General features: G+C 72.6%; 14 protein-coding genes. 7 read left to right on the top strand and 7 right to left on the bottom strand.

The features are described from left to right. Nucleotides 1-70: 70 nt before the first annotated feature. From ACZ7D7_RS12250 to rpsA, 4 genes are all read right to left on the bottom strand, one after another. Nucleotides 71-451 carry a tetratricopeptide repeat protein gene (locus tag ACZ7D7_RS12250; protein ID WP_470823995.1) on the bottom strand — a complete coding sequence of 127 codons (381 nt, stop codon included), beginning with the start codon at nt 449-451 and terminating at the stop codon, nt 71-73. Between the two features lie 193 nt (nt 452-644). After that, nucleotides 645-1,250 carry a dephospho-CoA kinase gene (coaE, locus tag ACZ7D7_RS12245; protein WP_470823994.1) on the bottom strand — a complete coding sequence of 202 codons (606 nt, stop codon included), beginning with the start codon at nt 1,248-1,250 and terminating at the stop codon, nt 645-647. Between the two features lie 63 nt (nt 1,251-1,313). Next, nucleotides 1,314-2,252 carry a PAC2 family protein gene (locus ACZ7D7_RS12240; RefSeq protein ID WP_470823992.1) on the bottom strand — a complete coding sequence of 313 codons (939 nt, stop codon included), beginning with the start codon at nt 2,250-2,252 and terminating at the stop codon, nt 1,314-1,316. A gap of 180 nt (nt 2,253-2,432) precedes the next feature. Beyond that, nucleotides 2,433-3,932 carry a 30S ribosomal protein S1 gene (rpsA, locus tag ACZ7D7_RS12235; protein ID WP_470823991.1) on the bottom strand — a complete coding sequence of 500 codons (1,500 nt, stop codon included), beginning with the start codon at nt 3,930-3,932 and terminating at the stop codon, nt 2,433-2,435. Nucleotides 3,933-4,313: 381 nt separating this feature from the next. Here rpsA and ACZ7D7_RS12230 point away from each other — a divergent pair, with 381 nt between their 5' ends. Then, nucleotides 4,314-5,126 carry a class I SAM-dependent methyltransferase gene (locus tag ACZ7D7_RS12230; RefSeq protein ID WP_470824255.1) on the top strand — a complete coding sequence of 271 codons (813 nt, stop codon included), beginning with the start codon at nt 4,314-4,316 and terminating at the stop codon, nt 5,124-5,126. A gap of 80 nt (nt 5,127-5,206) precedes the next feature. Beyond that, on the top strand, nt 5,207-7,714 hold the full coding sequence (hrpB, locus tag ACZ7D7_RS12225) for an ATP-dependent helicase HrpB (protein ID WP_470823990.1): 2,508 nt from the start codon (nt 5,207-5,209) through the stop codon (nt 7,712-7,714). A gap of 120 nt (nt 7,715-7,834) precedes the next feature. On the opposite strand, the gene ACZ7D7_RS12220 is transcribed toward hrpB, so the two are convergent. Further along, nucleotides 7,835-9,589, bottom strand: a complete 1,755-nt coding sequence (locus ACZ7D7_RS12220; protein WP_470823988.1) for a lytic transglycosylase domain-containing protein — start codon at nt 9,587-9,589, stop codon at nt 7,835-7,837. A 378-nt stretch (nt 9,590-9,967) separates the two neighbouring features. On the opposite strand from ACZ7D7_RS12220, the gene ACZ7D7_RS12215 reads away from it, so the two are divergent. Further along, nucleotides 9,968-10,822: a DUF4184 family protein gene (locus tag ACZ7D7_RS12215; RefSeq protein WP_470823987.1), complete on the top strand. Its 855-nt coding sequence runs from the start codon at nt 9,968-9,970 to the stop codon at nt 10,820-10,822. Here the strand turns inward: ACZ7D7_RS12215 and ACZ7D7_RS12210 are convergent. Both ACZ7D7_RS12210 and polA read right to left on the bottom strand, forming a co-directional pair. Continuing rightward, the gene (locus ACZ7D7_RS12210; RefSeq protein WP_470823986.1) at nt 10,743-11,366 is read right to left on the bottom strand and encodes a hypothetical protein; all 624 of its coding nucleotides are present in this window, start codon (nt 11,364-11,366) and stop codon (nt 10,743-10,745) included. The two genes, ACZ7D7_RS12215 and ACZ7D7_RS12210, sit on opposite strands and share 80 nt — an antisense overlap. Before the next feature lie 521 nt (nt 11,367-11,887). Further along, nucleotides 11,888-14,614, bottom strand: coding sequence for a DNA polymerase I (gene polA / locus ACZ7D7_RS12205; RefSeq protein WP_470823985.1), 2,727 nt, complete (start codon nt 14,612-14,614; stop codon nt 11,888-11,890). Between the two features lie 284 nt (nt 14,615-14,898). Between polA and ACZ7D7_RS12200 the strand changes: the two genes are divergently transcribed. From ACZ7D7_RS12200 to ACZ7D7_RS12185, 4 genes are all read left to right on the top strand, one after another. Continuing rightward, complete coding sequence (locus ACZ7D7_RS12200) at nt 14,899-17,178, top strand: FdhF/YdeP family oxidoreductase (RefSeq protein ID WP_470823984.1); 2,280 nt, start codon at nt 14,899-14,901, stop codon at nt 17,176-17,178. 87 nt (nt 17,179-17,265) lie between these two features. Continuing rightward, nucleotides 17,266-17,754, top strand: coding sequence for a PaaI family thioesterase (locus ACZ7D7_RS12195; protein ID WP_470823983.1), 489 nt, complete (start codon nt 17,266-17,268; stop codon nt 17,752-17,754). Nucleotides 17,755-17,846: 92 nt separating this feature from the next. Beyond that, a complete protein-coding gene (locus ACZ7D7_RS12190; RefSeq protein ID WP_470823982.1) occupies nt 17,847-18,248 on the top strand; it encodes a hypothetical protein in 402 nt (133 codons plus the stop codon). Next, nucleotides 18,245-18,850 (top strand): Tat pathway signal sequence domain protein, encoded by a 606-nt coding sequence (locus ACZ7D7_RS12185; protein WP_470823981.1) that lies wholly within the window; start codon nt 18,245-18,247, stop codon nt 18,848-18,850. Before ACZ7D7_RS12190 ends, ACZ7D7_RS12185 begins: the two co-directional genes overlap by 4 nt. Nucleotides 18,851-18,928 lie beyond the last annotated feature (78 nt).

Below are 18,928 nucleotides of genomic sequence, written 5' to 3'. Positions count from 1 at the left end.
GACGGCGGCAGAGCAGGCCCCTCCACGCCTCACCCTCGCTCTCACTCGCGCGGGCTCGGCGGCGCGGTCGTCAGGAGTCGAAGCGCGCCGCCTTCAGGTACTCCGGGTTCGGGTCCAGGGCGGCCGCCAGCCGGAAGTGGCGTTTGGCCTGGTCGGGGCGGCTGAGGCGCTCGTAGGTGCGGGCCAGCGCGAAGTGCGCGAAGGCGTTGTCGGGCTCGCGCTCCAGGACGATGCTGAATTCCAGTTCGGCCGGGCGCAGTTGCGCGGCGGCGAAGAAGGCTCGCGCGCGCAGCAGTCGCGCGGCGGTGTTCTCCGGGTGGGCGGCGATCACGTCGTCGAGCAGTTTCACCGCGCCTCGCGGATCCCGTGCGGCGAGCAGTTGCTCGGCGGCACGGAAGTCGATGACGTGCGTCTCCGGAGTACGTCCGGTCGATCCGCTGGTCTCGGGCACGGCAGAGTCCTTCCCACGCTGGAAGGGTTCAACGCGTGAACCGCGTGCCGCTATTCCTGCCGCCACCTGGCGTGCCGACTGGTGCCCGGACCTGCCGCCGTTCCTCCCGCTCGCCGTCGCGCGCCCCGGTGCCCGCCGCGCCCCGGTGTCGCGACTCTCCCCGCGCCCCGCGCGAGTACCGGCTCCCGCGCGACTACCGGTCCCCGTGAGCCCGCCGGGACAGCTCCGCCCAGACGTCCTTCACGCGCTGCCGCAGTTCCTCCAGCGGAACGTCGTTGTCGATGACGATGTCCGCGATCTCCCGGCGCTGCTCGCGCGTGGCCTGGGCGGCCATACGTGCCCGCGCGTCCTCCTCGGTCATGCCCCGCTGCCGTACCAGCCGGTCGAGCTGGGTCTCGGGGCTCGCGTCCACGACGACGACGAGGTCGTACAGCGGTGCGAGGCCGTTCTCCGTGAGCAGCGGGACGTCGTGGACGACGACGGCGTCCTCGGCCGCGGCGTCCTCCAGTTCGCGGGAGCGCGCGCCGACCAAGGGGTGCACGATCTTGTTCAGGACGGCCAGCTTCTCCGGGTCGGCGAAGACGATGGAGCCCAGCTTGGGCCGGTCCAGGCCGCCGTCCGGGGCGAGGACGTCGGTGCCGAAGGACTCCACCACCGCCGCGAGTCCGGGGGTGCCCGGCGCGACCACCTCGCGCGCGATGCGGTCCGCGTCGATGAGGACCGCCCCGCACTCCACGAGCAGCCGGGACACCTCGCTCTTGCCGGCGCCGATCCCGCCGGTCAGGCCCACCTTCAGCATGAGCGGAAGCTTAGGCCCCCTGACCGGCGGCTCGCCCACCGGGGAGGGGCCGCTCGCCAGGAACTAGCCGTCCCCCTCCCGCTCCGCCAGGAACCGTTCGAATTCGCGCCCGATCTCGTCCGCGGACGGGATCTCGACGGGCTCGGCCAGCATGTTGCCGCGGGTCTCGGCGCCCGCGGCGGCGTCGTACTGGTGCTCCAGACCCTGGACGAGGGCGGTGAGTTCCTCGTCGCCCTCCTGGATCTGGCGGTCGATCTCGGTCTGGGTGCGGTGCGCGTCCGTGCGCAGTCCGTGGGCGATGCCGGGCAGGACCAGTCCGGTCGCCGCCGTGATGGCCTCCAGGACGGTCAGCGCCGAGTCCGGGTACGGGGAGCGGGCGATGTAGTGCGGGACGTGGGCGGCGACGCCCAGGACGTCGTGTCCGGCCTGCATCAGGCGGTACTCGACGAGCGCCTCGGCGCTGCCGGGCACCTGGGCCTCCTCGAAGGGGCTGCGGTGGCCGGGGACCAGGTCGGTGCGGTTGCCGTGCGGGGTGAGGCCGACGGGCCGGGTGTGCGGGACGCCCATGGGGATGCCGTGGAAGTTCACGGACAGGCGTACGCCGAGCCGTTCCACGACCTCGCGGACGGCGGCGGCGAAGCCTTCCCACTCGACGTCGGGCTCCGGGCCGGACAGCAGCAGGAAGGGTGCCCCTGTGGTGTCCTGGAGGATCCGCACCTCGATGGCGGGTTCCTCGTAGTCGGTCCAGCGGTCGCGCTGGAACGTCAGCAGGGGGCGCCGGGCGCGGTAGTCCACGAGCCGGTCGTGGTCGAATCTGGCGACGAGTTGGTGGGGCAGCGAGTCGAGCAGCCGGTCGACGATCTGGTCGCCGGTCTCGCCCGCGTCGATGTAGCCGTCGAAGTGGTAGAGCATGACAAGGCCGGCCGATTCCTGGGCGAGCGCCATGTCGACCACGGCGAGGCCCTTCGGCTCCCATGCGTACAAACCCTGCGGATCAGGCACAGTGACCGCTCCTCCTCGTGTTCGTACTGCACAACGTGGTGCGGGGCACCGCCATTCCCGGAAGATCGACGCGGAACGACGAAGATCGACGCGGGCACGGCTGAGGGCCCGCATCCACGAAGGATGCGGGCCCTCAGTTCAAGAGCTACTGCTCAGCGGCGGTCGGCCACTGTTCAGTGGTCAGCTCTGGCCACCGGCGAGCTTCTCGCGGAGCGCGGCCAGCGCCTCGTCCGAGGCGAGCGCACCGGAGTTGTCCGGGCCCTCGGAGGAGTACGAACCGCCACCACCGGACGCGACCGGAGCGGCGGCGGTGTCGCCACCCTCGGCGGCAGCGGCGGCGTCGGCCTCGCGGGACTTGATGACCTGCGCCTGGTGCTGCTCGAAGCGCTGCTGCGCCTCGGCGTACTGGCGCTCCCACTCCTCGCGCTGCTTCTCGTAACCCTCGAGCCAGTCGTTGGTCTCGGGGTCGAAGCCCTCGGGGTAGATGTAGTTGCCCTGGTCGTCGTACGACGCGGCCATGCCGTACAGGGTCGGGTCGAACTCGACCGCCGACGGGTCGGCGCCGAAGGACTCGTTGGCCTGCTTCAGCGAGAGGCTGATGCGACGGCGCTCGAGGTCGATGTCGATGACCTTGACGAAGATCTCGTCGTTGACCTGGACGACCTGCTCCGGGATCTCCACGTGGCGCTCGGCCAGCTCGGAGATGTGGACCAGGCCCTCGATGCCCTCGTCCACGCGGACGAACGCACCGAACGGAACCAGCTTCGTGACCTTGCCGGGCACGACCTGGCCGATCTGGTGGGTGCGGGCGAACTGCTGCCACGGGTCTTCCTGGGTCGCCTTCAGCGACAGGGAGACGCGCTCGCGGTCCATGTCGACGTCCAGGACCTCGACCGTGACCTCCTGGCCGACCTCGACGACCTCGGAGGGGTGGTCGATGTGCTTCCAGGACAGCTCGGAGACGTGGACCAGACCGTCGACGCCACCCAGGTCCACGAAGGCACCGAAGTTGACGATCGAGGAGACCACGCCGGAGCGGACCTGACCCTTCTGGAGGGTCGTGAGGAAGGTCTGGCGGACCTCGGACTGCGTCTGCTCCAGCCAGGCACGGCGGGACAGGACCACGTTGTTGCGGTTCTTGTCCAGCTCGATGATCTTGGCCTCGAGCTCCTTGCCCACGTAGGGCTGGAGGTCGCGAACACGGCGCATCTCGACCAGGGAGGCCGGGAGGAAGCCGCGGAGGCCGATGTCGAGGATGAGACCACCCTTGACGACCTCGATGACGGTACCGGTGACGATGCCGTCCTCTTCCTTGATCTTCTCGATGGTGCCCCAGGCACGCTCGTACTGGGCGCGCTTCTTCGAGAGGATCAGGCGGCCTTCCTTGTCCTCCTTCTGGAGAACAAGGGCCTCGATCTCGTCACCGACGGCGACGACCTCGTTGGGGTCGACGTCGTGCTTGATCGAGAGCTCACGGCTCGGGATCACACCTTCGGTCTTGTAACCGATGTCGAGCAGGACCTCGTCCCGGTCGACCTTCACGATGACGCCGTCGACGATGTCGCCGTCGTTGAAGTACTTGATCGTCTCGTCGATCGCGGCGAGGAAGGCTTCCTCGTTACCGATGTCGTTGACCGCTACCTGCGGGGTGGTGGCGGTGGTCTCGGTGCTGCTCGTCATGTGGGAAAGGGCTCCGGTACGGACATTGAAGTCGTAGGTACTGCTTACGCCGGGAGCCCGTTTCGCTCTGCAGAAGCCGGACAGCCAAGGAAGCGCCATTCCAGACACCGGGTGCCCGGTGGCGCCTCGACAACCGAGGGGACATACAACAGATGCGAGCGCGACCTGCTACGTCTGAGGTGCGCAGGCCCGCAGCGCAACTTGTAGCATACGGGGGCAGCCGGGCAGGGTCAATGCGCGAATCGCGCACCCGGGGCGGATCGCCGCATACCCGGCACAAAACCTGTCTCCCGAGGCCATGAGGGCACCGGGACGTCCCTTTCGTGCACCGCACGAGAACCGCCGGGACGGGCTGGACGGAAGAGTACGACGAGGGAGCCGATCATCCAAGAGCCCGTAGCGTCCGAACCCGAGGCCACCCGTCGGGACGCCGGAGTCGCGGAGAGCGTCCGGGCGAACCGCGGCTGGTGGGACCGCAACGCGGACGAGTACCAGACCGAGCACGGCACCTTCCTCGGCGACGACCGGTTCGTCTGGGGCCCCGAGGGCCTGGACGAGGTGGAGGCGGAACTGCTCGGCCCGCCGGAGGACCTGAAGGGGAAGGACGTCCTGGAGATCGGGGCCGGCGCGGCGCAGTGCGCGCGCTGGCTGGCCGCGCAGGGCGCCCGCCCCGTGGCCCTGGACATCTCGCACCGGCAGCTCCAGCACGCGCTGCGGATCGGCGGATCGTTCCCGCTGGTGTGCGCAGACGCGGGCGCGCTGCCGTTCGCGGACGGCTCCTTCGACCTGGCGTGCTCGGCGTACGGGGCGCTGCCCTTCGTCGCCGAGCCGGTGCTGGTCCTGAAGGAAGTGCGCCGGGTGCTGCGGCCGGGGGGCCGGTTCGTGTTCTCGGTGACCCATCCGATCCGCTGGGCGTTCCCGGACGAGCCGGGCCCCGAGGGGCTCAGCGTCTCGGGCTCCTACTTCGACCGCACGCCGTACGTCGAGCAGGACGAGGAGGGCCGGGCGGTGTACGTCGAACACCACAGGACGCTCGGCGACCGGGTCCGGGACGTCGTGGGGGCCGGCTTCCGGCTGGTGGACCTGGTGGAGCCGGAGTGGCCGGCCTGGAACACCTCGGAGTGGGGCGGCTGGTCCCCGCTGCGCGGCGGTCTGCTCCCGGGTACGGCGATCTTCGTGTGCGAGCGGGACTGAGCCGGAGTTTTCCACAGGCCCGCGGCGGCGGTTGTCCACAGGCTCCCCACGCTGTCGCCGGTGCGTATGACACTGGGGGCATGATCCGTTACGACGCCCTGGAGGGCCTGCCCGTCCGCACCGCCCTGCCCGCCCTGGACGATGCGCTGTCCGGCCACGGCACCGCCGTGCTGGTCGCGCCGCCCGGGACCGGCAAGACGACGCTCGTGCCGCCGACGCTCGCCGGGCTGCTCGGCGAGGGGCCGGCGCGGCGGGTCGTCGTCGCGGAGCCCCGGCGGATCGCGGCACGCGCGGCGGCCCGGCGCATGGCGTGGCTGCTGGGCGAGAAGGTCGGTGGCAGCGTCGGTTACACGGTGCGCGGGGAGCGGGTCGTGGGGCGGCGCACACGCGTGGAGGTCGTGACGACCGGCGTGCTGCTGCAACGGCTCCAGCGGGACCAGGAGTTGTCCGGCGTGGACGTGGTGGTGCTCGACGAGTGCCACGAGCGGCATCTGGACGCGGACACGGTGGCGGCGTTCCTGTGGGACGTGCGGGAGACGCTGCGCCCGGAGCTGCGGCTGGTGGCGGCGTCCGCGACGACCGATGCCGAGGGCTGGGCTCGGCTGCTGGGCGGGGCGCCGGTCGTGGCGGCCTCGGGCGTCTCCTACGACGTCGAGGTGGTGTGGGCGCCGCCGGCCCGCCCGGTGCGGCCGCCGCACGGCATGCGGGTCGATCCGGCGCTGCTCGCGCACGTGGCGTCGGTGGTGCGGCGGGCTCTGGCCGAGCGGGACGGCGACGTGCTGTGTTTCCTGCCGGGCGTGGGCGAGATCGCCCGGGTCGCCGGGCAACTCGGGGATCTCGGTGGCGTGGACGTGCTCCAGGTCCACGGGCGGGCGTCGGCGGCGGTGCAGGACGCGGTGCTGGCCCCGGGCGAGCGGCGCCGGGTGGTGCTGGCGACGTCGGTCGCGGAGTCGTCGCTGACGGTGCCGGGCGTGCGGGTGGTCGTGGACTCGGGGCTGGCCCGCGAGCCGCGGGTCGACCACGCGCGCGGGCTGAGCGCGCTGACGACCGTGCGCGCCTCGCAGGCGGCGGCGCGGCAGCGGGCGGGGCGGGCCGGGCGTGAGGCGCCCGGTGCGGTGTACCGGTGCTGGATGGAGGCGGAGGACGCGCGTCTGCCGCGGTTCCCGGCTCCGGAGATCAAGGTGGCCGATCTGACGGCGTTCGCGTTGCAGGTGGCGTGCTGGGGTGATCCGGACGCCGCTGGGCTGGCGCTGCTGGATCCGCCGCCGGGCGGGGCGATGGCGGCGGCGCGGCGGGTGCTGACGGCGGTGGGCGCGGTGGACGACGCGGGGCGGGCCACGGAGCGCGGTGCCCGGCTGGCGCGGCTGGGGCTGCATCCCCGGCTGGGGAGGGCCCTGCTGGACGCCTCCGCGGCGGTCGGCGGCGAGCGGGCCGCCGAGGTAGTGGCGCTGCTGAGCGAGGAGGCGCCTCGGGAGTACGGGGACGATCTCGCCGGTGCGTTGCGGGCGGCGCGGCGCGGGGGTGACGCCTACGCGGCGCGGTGGCGGGCGGAGGTGCGGCGACTGCGGGCCGTTGTGGGCGAGGTGGCCGTGCCGGCCGCCGCAGGCGCGATCGCGGAGGACCGTGCGGTGGGGCTCGTCGCCGCTCTCGCCTTTCCCGAACGGGTCGCCGCGGCGGACGGCGGCTCGTATCTCATGGCCTCCGGGACGCGCGCCGAGCTGTCGGACGGGTCGGCGCTGCGGGGCGCGCCGTGGCTCGCGGTCGCCGTGGCCGACCGTCCCGTGGGCAGGGGGCACGCGCGTGTGCAACTCGCGGCGGCGATCGACGAGGACACCGCCCGCCTCGCGGCCGGTGCGCTCCTGACCGAACAGGACGAGGTGCGCTGGGCCGACGGCGAGGTCGTCGCGCGGCGCGTGGAGCGGCTGGGGGCGGTCGAGGTCGCGGTGCGGCCGCTGCGGGACGCCGCCGCCGGGCTGGTGCGCGAGGCGCTGCTGGACGGGCTGCGGCGCGAGGGGTTCGGGTTGCTGCGGTGGTCGGCGGACGCGCAGGTGCTGCGGCAGCGGCTCGCCTTTCTGCGGCTGCACCTCGGCGAGCCCTGGCCGGACGTGGCCGACGACGCGTTGCACGCGCGCGTGGACGAGTGGCTGGAGCCGGAGCTGGGCCGGGCGGGGCGGCGGGCGGATCTGGGGCGGATCGACGCCGGTGCGGCGCTGGCCCGGCTGCTGCCGTGGGCGTCGGGTGAGGCGGGGCGGCTCGACGAGCTCGCTCCCGAGCGGATCACCGTGCCGAGCGGATCGAGGATACGGATCGACTACTCGCGTCCGGAGCAGCCCGTGCTGGCGGTGAAGCTCCAGGAGATGTTCGGGTCGCGGGAGTCGCCGCGGGTCGCGGGGGTGCCGGTGGTGGTGCACCTGCTCTCCCCCGCCGGGCGGCCCGCCGCCGTCACCGCCGACCTGGCCTCTTTCTGGAAGGACGGCTACAAGGGCGTACGGGCGGAGTTGCGCGGCCGGTATCCGAAGCATCCGTGGCCCGAGGATCCGGCGACCGCCGAGGCGACGCGGCACACCAACGCCCGGTTGCGGCGCTGACGCACGGTCACGCGCGGGCGGGGCGCCCTCCGTGAGGACGGAAAGCGCCCCTGGCGTCCGACGGCCCTGTCGGCCCTGTCAGTGCTGTCGGCACTGCCAGTGCTGTCGGTGCTGTCCGAGCTAGGCGCTCGGGCTCGGCGACGGGCTGGTGGACGGGGCCGGCGACGACGTCTCGGCGGCCGCCACGGTGAGTTCGACCGTGAGGGTCGCGCCGCCCGCGGTGGTGACGCGGAGCAGGTACGTGCCGCTGGTGTCGTCCGCGTAGAGCTTCGGCAGCTTCAGCAGGCCGTTGGCGTCCGTCTTCAGGCCGGTGAGGGTGCGGATCGCGTTGCCCTCGGCGTCCTTGAAGTACGGGCCCTTGTCGTTGACGGTCGGGTCGTCGGCCGACTTGATCAGCGTGGCCGTGGCGGCGACGCCGTCGGCCGCGGCTCCCTTGTACGTGGCCTTCACCTCGACCTGGTCGGCGAACTCGCCGCCCGCGGTGCAGGTGAGGGCGGCGTCGCCGGTGCGGGTGAGGGTGTCGGCCGCGCGCTCGGTGACGGAGGCGGAGTAGTCGAGGCCGGGGACGAGACGGCCGACGACGGTGGCGCGGACGGTGAACCCGCCGGTCTTCTCACCGGCGCGCAGGCCGGGCGAGACCGCCACGCCGGAGCTGTTGGTGGCGACCGTGGCGACGGTCTCGCCGTTGGAGAACGTGGCGTCGGTGGAGCCGATGATGGTGAAGCGTATGCGCACCGTAGCGACGGCCTTGCCGTCGCGGGTCTCGGCCCGGGTGCTGACCCGCTCGGTGAACGCGTCGCCCGCCATCGCGGTGAGCCTGTCGGTCCCCGCGTCCTCCAGGTGATGCACCGTGTCGGTGGGCGTGGGGGTGCTGGAGGGCGGCGGCGTGCTGCCGGGCGGGGTGGGTTCCGGGCTGGGGGTGCCGGGCGGAGTCGGCCGGGGGCTCGGACTGTCGCCGCCCGGCTTGTCGGACCCGCCGGGCGGCGGCGTGGACGGGGAGGACGGCGTCGACGGTGTGGTGCCCGATCCCGATCCCGAGCCCTGCTTGTCGTCGCTGCGGCCCACGGGCAGGGTGCCGGTGCCGTCGGGGATCTCGTGCGAGCCCTTGCGGTAGTACTCCAGCCACGACAGGACCGTGTGCAGGTAGTGCTGCGAGTTGTTGTAGCTGAGGATCGCGCGGTTCATGTCGGCCTGCACGGACAGGTCCCAGCTGTTGCGGCACAGGTAGTGTCCGGCGGCCAGCGCCGCGTCGTAGATGTTGTTGGGGTCCTTCTTGCCGTCGCCGTTGCCGTCGCGGCCCGCCCAGGCCCAGGTGGACGGGATGAACTGCATGGGGCCGACGGCGTTGTCGTACTGGCTGTTGCCGTCGTAGACGCCGTTGTCGGTGTCCCGGATGAGGGCGAAGCCGTTGCCGTCGAGCTGCGGGCCGATGATCGGCTTGAGCGTGGTGCCGTCGGCGTTGACGCGGCCGCCGCGGGCCTGGCCGGACTCCACCTTGCCGATCGCGGCGAGGAGTTCCCACGGCAGGTTGCAGCCGGGCTTGGAGGCGCGGAGTGCGGCGGCGGCCTTCTTGTAGGCGTCGAGGACGGTGGCGGGGATGCCGGCCTCGGCCGAGCCGGGGGTGACGGACGAGCCGTCCGTCGGCGACGGCTTCGGGCTGTTCAGCGGCGGGAGGTCCGTGTAGTAGGGCGAGTTGCCGGTCGCGCTGTCGGCGTTCGCCTCGGGCGACGGCGTGGTGTCGGCGGTGGACTGTCTGCCCTGGTCCCCGGGTGTCGCACCGGGAGCCTGGGACGCGGCCAGTGCCGCGACCGCTGCCGCGGCCACGGCGGTGGTCGCCGCCCCCTTGCGCAGCCTCCTGCCGAAATGCGCCGTCATGGAGTGAACCCCTCCCGTGGACGTCGGAGCGCCCGTCTCTGCCTCGTGTGCTCGCCTTGTTGTGACGATCGGACCGCCGCGCCGGTTGCCCTCGTGGGGGCGGAATCATTACCCGCTCGCGCGGATCCGCGTGGTACCTGTGTGCAGTTGTGTCGCTGTTCGTCCCTGTTTGTCCCGCGTCTTCGACGCGCTCCCCGGCACGTCGACCCAGGTGACCCTACGACAACTTGCTTTCCTCGGGCACCCGTTCGTGCCCGGTTTTCACCGGTTGGCAGCCCGGGAGAAACGCGGCGGCGGGAAAAGGGCGGTCACGCATACTGGGGCCAGGCGATCTTCGGGGCCGGGGGGCCTCGTCAACGACTGTCTCGAGGAGCCGAGTTGCCGTTCACTCTCAGCCATGCGGTGGCCGTGCTGCCCGCCGTGCGCACCGACGGGTCGGGGCGCGGACGGCTGGTGCCCGCCGCTCTGGTGGCGGGTTCGTTCGCTCCCGACATGACCTACTACGCGGCGAGTGTGCTGCCCGAGGCGATGAAGTTCGGGGACGTGACGCACTCCCTCCGGGGCGTCCTGACGATCGACGTGGCCGTCGCCTGGGTGCTGGTGTTGCTGTGGCTGCTGGTGCGGGAGCCGCTGGTGGCGCTGCTGCCGCGGGCGCGGCAGGGGCGGGTGGCCGCGCTGACCCGCTGCGGGACGCCACGCGCGCGTGTCACCGCGTCGTCGGCCGCGTGGTGGTACGTCTCGGCGGTGCTGGGCTCGGCGACGCATGTGGTCTGGGACGCGTTCACGCATCTCGACCAGTGGGGGATGCAGGTGTTTCCCGCGCTGGGCAAGGAGGTGGCCGGCTCGCCGATGTACTGGTACATGCAGTACGGCGGCTCGGCGGTGGCCGCCGTCGTCATCGCCGTGTTCCTGGTGCTCGCGCTGCGGCGGGCGCCGCGGGGCAAGGTGGTCGGCGTGGCGGCGTTGTCGGTGCGGGACCGGTGGCTGGCCGGCGCGGTGATCGGCGGCTGCGCGGTGGTGGCGGCGGTGCAGCGGGCGTCACGGTGGTGGGCCTACTGGGGGTCGGTCGCCGAGCCGTGGGAACTCATCCCGACGGTGTGCTTCGGGGCGGGCGCGGGCCTCTTCCTCGGCGTGCTGCTGTACGCGGCCGGGGTCAGGCTGTGGCGTCCGGCCCCGGTCCGGGGTCGTCCCGGCGGCGTCGGTGCGGAGCCGGACCGTACGGGCGTCCGGTGACGGTCTCCGGGGCCGCGACGAAGACGGTGACCGTCTGGACGGGCCGGGGTCTGGGCAGTGCGGCGAGGGCGAGCGCGAGGTAGCTGCGGGCGAGGTCGACCCACTGACGCCACTGGTGACGTTGGTGCCACTGGCGCCACTGGTGCCTCGGGGACGCGCCCTGGCGGGACGCCGAGGCGAGGAGGGTGCGGGCCAGGTCGGCCCACTGGCGCCAGGGCGCGGGGTCGCCGGGGCCGGCCTCGGCGCCGCGGAGCGCGAGGTCGATGCGGCCGAGGGCCAGGTTCGTCCACTGCCGCCACAGCGGTGCCTCGTCGGGGCGGGACGCGTCGCCCAGGGCCATGGCGCGCAGGACGGGGTCCCGGGGGGTGAGCCGGCGCCGGAGGTCCCGCGCCGTGTGCCGGAGGGCCGAGGCGAAGGTGGCGGGGACGCGGGCGGTGCTTGCGGTGGCCGCGAAGGCCGGGGCCGGCGGGGGTGGCACGCGGGTGAGCGCGTCGGCGTTGCCCTGTGCGGGTGCCGGCCTGCGGTGGACCATGCGTATACCCATGCCCGCATCCTGACCGGCGGGGTGGGCGGGGGCGTTTTCGCGGGGGCCACGCGAGTGACGGGCCCTCCGGGGGTGGGCGGGGGGGCGGTGAGTCGGCGTTGCCTGGTGGCCGGCGGTGACGCTTTACGGGGTCGCGTACGTGGCCGGGGCCGGCGATGCGGGTTGCGTACGCCGCCGGTGCTGACGGTGCGGGTTGCTCACGTGACCGGTGGTGCTGCTGGGGTGACCGACGTTGCCACCGCGCACGGTCCATGCGTGACCGGCGTGGCCACCAAGCGGGGTGCATGCGTGACCGGCGTGGCCACCCCGCAGGGTGCGTCCGTGACCGGCATTGCGGTGAGCGCGGGGGTGGGGCGCGTGGCCCGGCGCCTGCGGGGTGCCGCCCGCGCCCGCCCGTGCCGCCCCAGCGGCACGACTGCCCGCGGGCTTCGGGGCCCCGCGCAGCCCGCTCCCCGCGCGGACCCGCGCTGCACTCCCCGGCGTGCGAAAGTCCCGCCCCGTCCCCGCCCCACCGCCGGAGGCTAGTGCGCCGCCGATTCCCAGTCCGGGCCCGCGCCCACCGAGACGCCCAGGGGGACCCTGAGGGTGACCGCGCTGGACATCTCGCGGCGGATCAGTTCTTCCGCCGCGGCGCGCTCGCCGGGGGCGATCTCCAGGACGATTTCGTCGTGGACCTGGAGGAGCATCCGGGACTTCAGGCCGGCCTCGCGCAGCGCGCCGTCGACCTTCAGCATCGCGATCTTGACGATGTCGGCGGCCGTGCCCTGGATGGGCGCGTTGAGGGCCATGCGCTCGGCGGCCTCGCGGCGCTGGCGGTTGTCGCTGTTGAGGTCGGGCAGGTAGCGGCGGCGGCCGAAGAGCGTCGCCGTGTAGCCCGTCGCCCGCGCCTCGTCCACCACGCGGCGCAGATAGTCCCGTACGCCGCCGAAGCGCTCGAAGTAGGCGTCCATCAGGGCGCGGGCCTCCGCCGCCTCGATGTTCAGCTGCTGGGAGAGGCCGAAGGCCGACAGTCCGTAGGCCAGGCCGTACGACATGGCCTTGATCTTGCGGCGCATCTCGGCGTCGACCGCGCTCTGCTCGACCGAGAAGACCTGCGCGGCGGCCGTGGTGTGCAGGTCCTCGCCCGAGGTGAACGCCTCGATCAGGCCCGCGTCCTCCGACAGATGCGCCATCACGCGCAGCTCGATCTGGCTGTAGTCCGCCGTCATGAGTGTCTCGAAGCCCTCGCCGACGACGAAGCCGCGGCGGATGGCCCGGCCCTCGTCGGTGCGGACGGGGATGTTCTGCAGGTTCGGGTCGGTCGACGACAGGCGGCCCGTCGCGGCGACCGTCTGGTTGAACGTCGTGTGGATGCGGCCGTCCCCGGCGATGGTCTTGATCAGGCCCTCGACGGTGACGCGGAGCTTGGCCTGCTCGCGGTGCCGGAGCATGATCACCGGGAGTTCGTTGTCCGTCTGGGTGGCCAGCCAGGCCAGCGCGTCGGCGTCCGTGGTGTAGCCCGTCTTGGTCTTCTTCGTCTTCGGCAGGCCCAGCTCGCCGAAGAGGACCTCCTGGAGCTGCTTGGGCGAGCCGAGGTTGAACTCGCGCCCGGCCGCGGCGTGCGCCTCCTTCACGGCCTGCTGCACCGCGCCGGCGAACATCTGCTCCATGGCCTCCAGGTGGGCGCGGTCGGCCGCGATGCCGTGCCGCTCCATCCGGGCCAGCAGGGCGGACGTGGGCAGCTCCATGTCGCGCAGCAGGTCGGCGGCGCCGACGTCCTGGAGCCGGCTCTCGAAGGTCTCGCCCAGGTCGAGGACCGCGCGGGCCTGCACCATCAGTGCTTCGCGCTCGGCGTCCTCGTCGGTGCCGAAGGCGAGCTGTCCGTCGGCCGCGGCGGCGGGCGCCAGCTCGCGGTGCAGGTACTCCAGGGACAGCGCGTCCAGGTCGAAGGAGCGGCGGCCCGGCTTGACCAGGTAGGCGGCGAGCGCGGTGTCCATGGTCACCCCGTCGACGGTCCAGCCGTGCTCGGCGAAGACCCGCATGGCGCCCTTGGCGTTGTGGAAGATCTTGGGCCTGGCGGCGTCGGCGAGCCAGGAGGCGAACGCCTTCTCGTCGGTCTCGTCCAGCTGCGTCGGGTCGAACCAGGCGGCGGCCCCGCCGGGCGCGGCGAGTGCGACCTCGGCGACCGAGCCCGCGCCGAGCGCCCAGGTGTCGACGGTGGCGACGCCGAGCGTGCCCGTGCCGTGCTCGGTGAGCCAGGGGGCCAGTTCGCCGGTGCCGAGCACCACGCCGTCCAGCTCCACGCCGTCCGTGACGACCGGGGTGGTCTCGGCCTCCTCGGCCCCCGGGTCGACGGCGAAGAGACGCTCGCGCAGGGACGGGTTACGGATCTCCAGGGTGTCCAGGATCATCGCGACCGACTTGCGGTCGTACGGGGCGCGCTGGAGGTCGGCGACCGTCTTCGGCAGCTCCACCTGGCGCTCCAGCTCGGTGAGCCGGCGGTTCAGCTTGACGGACTCCAGGTGGTCGCGGAGGTTCTGCCCGGCCTTGCCCTTGACCTCGTCGACGCGCTCGACCAGTTCCGCGAACGAGCCGAACTGGTTGATCCACTTCGCGGCGGTCTTCTCGCCGACGCCGGGGATGCCGGGGAGGTTGTCGGACGGGTCACCGCGCAGCGCGGCGAAGTCGGGGTACTGCGCGGGCGTCAACCCGTACTTCTCGAAGACCTTCTCGGGGGTGAACCGGGTCAGCTCGGAGACGCCCTTGGTCGGGTACAGCACCGTGGTGTGCTCGCTGACGAGCTGGAAGGAGTCGCGGTCGCCGGTGACGATCAGCACCTCGAAGCCCTCGGCCTCGGCCTGGGTGGCGAGCGTGGCGATGACGTCGTCGGCCTCGAAGCCCTCGACGGCGAACCGCTGCGCCTGCATCGCGTCCAGCAGCTCGCCGATCAGCTCGACCTGGCCCTTGAACTCGTCCGGGGTCTTGGAGCGGTTCGCCTTGTACTCCGTGAACTCCTCGGAGCGCCAGGTCTTGCGGGAGACGTCGAAGGCGACCGCGAAGTGCGTGGGCGCCTCGTCGCGCAGCGTGTTCGCCAGCATCGACGCGAAGCCGTAGATCGCGTTCGTCGGCTGGCCCGTCGCGGTCGTGAAGTTCTCCGCGGGGAGCGCGAAGAACGCGCGGTACGCCAGCGAGTGCCCGTCCATGAGCATCAGGCGGGGGCGGGTGCCGCCGGGGGTGGACTCGGTCTTCTTCGGTGCTGTCTCTGCCACGCCCCCGATCCTGCCACGTGCCACTGACACCCGGGCCTCCCCACCGCCCCGGCCCCAGGGTCCTCGCCGGCACCCGGAGCCCTGCCGGCGTCCCGCCCGCCACGTTGTCCACAGGCCCTCTGATCACCGTCCGTGCCGCGTGCGAGGATCGGAGACGTACCTCACACAAGCGGCCGAGGCCCAAGCAGTCGGAGCCCAAGCAGTCGAGGCACACGCAGTCGAAGCACACGCAGTCAGTCGAAGCACACGCAGTCGCCACACAGACAGCCGAAGGGGAGCGTGCGATGGCCACCAAGCCGCCCAAGAGCGATCCGGTCCAGGACGCGCCGCAGGTCGCGGAGCCGAAGCACGTGGCGGTCGGTCTCCCCGCGATCGGGCACGGCCTGCGCATGGCGCAGCAGCAGATGGGCGCCAAGCGCACGGCGCTGACGCTGCTGAAGGTCAACCAGAAGGACGGCTTCGACTGCCCCGGCTGCGCCTGGCCGGAGCCGGAGCACCGGTCGGCGGCGGAGTTCTGCGAGAACGGCGCGAAGGCGGTGGCCGAGGAGGCCACGCTGCGCCGCGTCACGCCGGAGTTCTTCGCGGCGCACCCGGTCGCCGACCTCGCAGGACGCAGCGGCTACTGGCTCGGCCAGCAGGGCCGGCTGACGCACCCCATGTACCTGCCGGAGGGCGGCGAGCGCTACGAGCCGGTCACCTGGGAGCGGGCGTTCGACATCGTCGCCGAGGAGATCGCGGCGCTCGGCTCCCCCGACGAGGCGGTCTTCTACACCTCGGGCCGGACCAGCAACGAGGCCGCGTTCCTGTACCAGCTGTTCGCGCGCGAGCTCGGGACGAACAACCTGCCGGACTGCTCGAACATGTGCCACGAGTCGTCCGGTTCGGCCCTGTCGGAGACGATCGGCGTCGGCAAGGGCAGCGTCCTGCTGGAGGACCTCCACAAGGCGGACCTGATCATCGTCGCCGGGCAGAACCCGGGCACGAACCACCCGAGGATGCTGACGGCCCTGGAGAAGGCCAAGGCGAACGGCGCGCGGATCATCAGTGTCAACCCGCTGCCGGAGGCGGGCCTGGAGCGCTTCAAGAACCCGCAGACCGCCAAGGGCCTCACGGTGGGCGCCGCGCTCACGGACCTGTTCCTCCAGATCCGCATCGGCGGCGACCAGGCCCTGTTCCGGCTCCTGAACAAGCTGGTCCTGGAGACCCCGGGCGCTGTCGACGAGGTCTTCGTGCGCGAACACACCCACGGCTTCGAGGAGTTCGCCGCCGCGGCCCGCGCCGCCGACTGGGACGAGATGCTCGCCGCGACGGGGCTCGGCAGGGAGGACGTCGAGAAGGCGCTCGGCATGGTGCTGTCCTCGGAGCGGACGATCGTGTGCTGGGCGATGGGCCTGACCCAGCACAAGCACTCGGTGCCGACCATCCGCGAGGTGGTCAACTTCCTTCTGCTGCGCGGCAACATCGGCCGTCCCGGCGCGGGCGTGTGCCCGGTGCGCGGGCATTCGAACGTGCAGGGCGACCGCACGATGGGCATCTTCGAGCGTCCGGCCCCGGCGTTCCTCGACGCCCTGGAGAGGGAGTTCGGCTTCGCTCCCCCGCGCGAGCACGGCTACGACGTCGTACGAGCCATCCGGGCGCTGCGCGACGGCGAGGCGAAGGTGTTCTTCGCGATGGGCGGCAACTTCGTGTCGGCGTCCCCGGACACGGAGGTCACCGAGGCGGCGATGCGCCGCGCCCGGCTGACGGTGCACGTGTCGACGAAGCTGAACCGCTCGCACGTGGTCACGGGCGCGCGTGCGCTGATCCTGCCCACCCTCGGGCGCACGGAGCGCGATGTGCGGGACGGCGGCGAGCAGTTCGTGACCGTGGAGGACTCCATGGGCATGGTGCACGCCTCGCGCGGGCGTCTGGAGCCGGCGAGCCCGCATCTGCTGTCGGAGCCGGCGATCGTGTGCCGGCTGGCCCGGCGGGTGCTCGGCGCGGACAGCCGGGTGCCGTGGGAGGAGTTCGAGAAGGACTACGCGACGATCCGGGACCGCATCGCGCGCGTGATCCCCGGCTTCGAGGACTTCAACGCGCGCGTGGCCCGCCCCGGCGGCTTCGTGCTGCCGCACGGCCCGCGCGACGAGCGCCGTTTCCCGACGGCCACCGGCAAGGCCAACTTCACCGCGGCGCCGGTGGAGTTCCCCCGCGTGCCTCAGGGCCGTCTGCTGCTGCAGACGCTGCGTTCGCACGACCAGTACAACACCACGATCTACGGCCTGGACGACCGCTACCGCGGCATCAGGAGCGGCCGCCGGGTGGTGCTGGTCAATCCGGACGACGCGCGGGAACTGGGGGTGGCGGACGGCTCGTACGTGGATCTCGTCGGCGAGTGGAAGGACGGCGTGGAACGGCGGGCGCCCGGCTTCCGGGTCGTGCACTACCCGACGGCGCGCGGCTGCGCGGCGGCCTACTACCCGGAGACGAACGTCCTCGTGCCGCTCGACGCCACCGCGGACACCAGCAACACCCCGGCCAGCAAGTCCGTCGTGGTCCGTCTGGAACAATCGGCGACCGACTGAGCGTTTGCTCAGCGGACGCGATGCGGTCCCGATCCGACGAGGCCGACGAGGACCACGACGAAGACCCGAGACGAAACGGAGCCTGGCATGGGCGAGCAGCAGCAAGTGAAGTTCCCGCAGGAGGTCGTCGACGAGTACGCCGCGCTGGGCGTGGACCTGCGGGCGCTGTTCTCCGCCGGGCACCTCGGGACGCGGATGGGCGTGCAGATCGTGGAGGCGTCGCCCGAGCGGGTCGTCGGGACGATGCCGGTGGAGGGCAACACCCAGCCGTACGGGCTGCTGCACGGCGGCGCCTCGGCGGTGCTGGCCGAGACGCTCGGCTCGGTGGGCTCGATGCTGCACGGCGGCACCAGCAAGCTCGCCGTCGGCGTCGACCTGAACTGCACGCACCACCGGGGCGTGCGCTCCGGGCTGGTGACCGGTGTGGCGACGCCGGTCCACCGGGGGCGCAGCACCGCCACGTACGAGATCGTCATCAGTGACGAGGAGGGGCGCCGGGTGTGCACCGCCCGCCTCACCTGCATGCTGCGGGACGTCCGCCCGGGCGACGGCGAGCCGGTCGGCGCGACGGGCTGACCCGGCCGCGACGCCGCCCCGTCGCCCGACGCGTGAGCCGTGAGCCGCCCCGCCTCTGGTCCGGGCGGCGGCGCAGACCATAACGTCGGTGCATGGCAACGGGAGTTCTCCGTCCGGGGGCGGCGCTCGCGCTCGTGGTGCTGCTCGCCGGGCCGGTGGCGGGCTGCGGGTCGCCGGGGCCGGCCGCGGAGGGCGGCGCCGCGCGGACCGGCTCGGCCCCGGCCCCGCGGACCACGTCCCCGCAGGAGCTGTGCGCGCGGATCGTCGGGCACTGGGCGCGCGAGGTGCTGGACGGGGGCAGCTACGGGGACTACCAGTCGATGGGCCTGTCCAACGGCCAGTACGAGATCCTGCGCGAGGTGGTGGACGCCGCGCGGGCCGAGCGGCGGCGCGCCGGGGCCCCGGCCGCCGAGGCCCTGATCGGGCGCAGGGTTCCGGCCGAGTGCGCGGAGCTGTACCGCGGCGGAACCCCCACGAACGGGCCCTGGCAGTGAGCGGCATCGGCCCTGTGGAGCCCGGGGAGGGCACGCGCGGCACTCCGGACCCTCCCGCCCCTCGCGCGCCCCGTGGGGGCCGTGCAGCGGCCTTCTACGGGCGTCACCGGCGGGCCGTCGTCGCCGGTGCGACGACCCTGGCCCTGCTGGCGGGCGGCGGATACCTCTACGCCACGCGCCCCCGGCCGCAGGCGCCGCCGCCCCCGCCGTACCCCTCGCAGGTCGTGGACATCGACTATCTGGGCCGGGCGGCGCCGCGCGGTCCGGACGGGTCGCGCTCCTTCGGCTTCGAGGTGCTGCTCGGCGTGGCCTCCGGCCCGCCGGTCACCGTGACCCGTATCGGCCAGCCCTACGCGGGCCTTTCCGTGACATCCGCGCCGCGGGCGCCTTTCCGGACAAAGGCGGGATCCTCCCGCAAGATCGCCATCACCATGAGAGTGACGGAATGCGGAAAAGTCCCGAAGAGCGCCGGACTCCCTTTCCTGGACGTAACTCTACGTAATGCACGCGCAATACAAGTGCACAGTTTCATCCTCGGGCCACGTTACGCGCGGCACCTCTCGGAGGCCCTTCAAGTAGCCTGCAGCAACAGTTCTGTGTAATCATCAAAACCTTGAACACGCCTGAACGACCGCGTCGGGTCCTGCGAGTTCTCACAATGTGGACGGCACGAATCAGCC

This window comes from Streptomyces sp. NPDC037054 (genome assembly GCF_055606745.1).
Note: the sequence above shows the minus strand (reverse complement) of the source record. Positions and strands in the feature narration are given on the sequence as shown.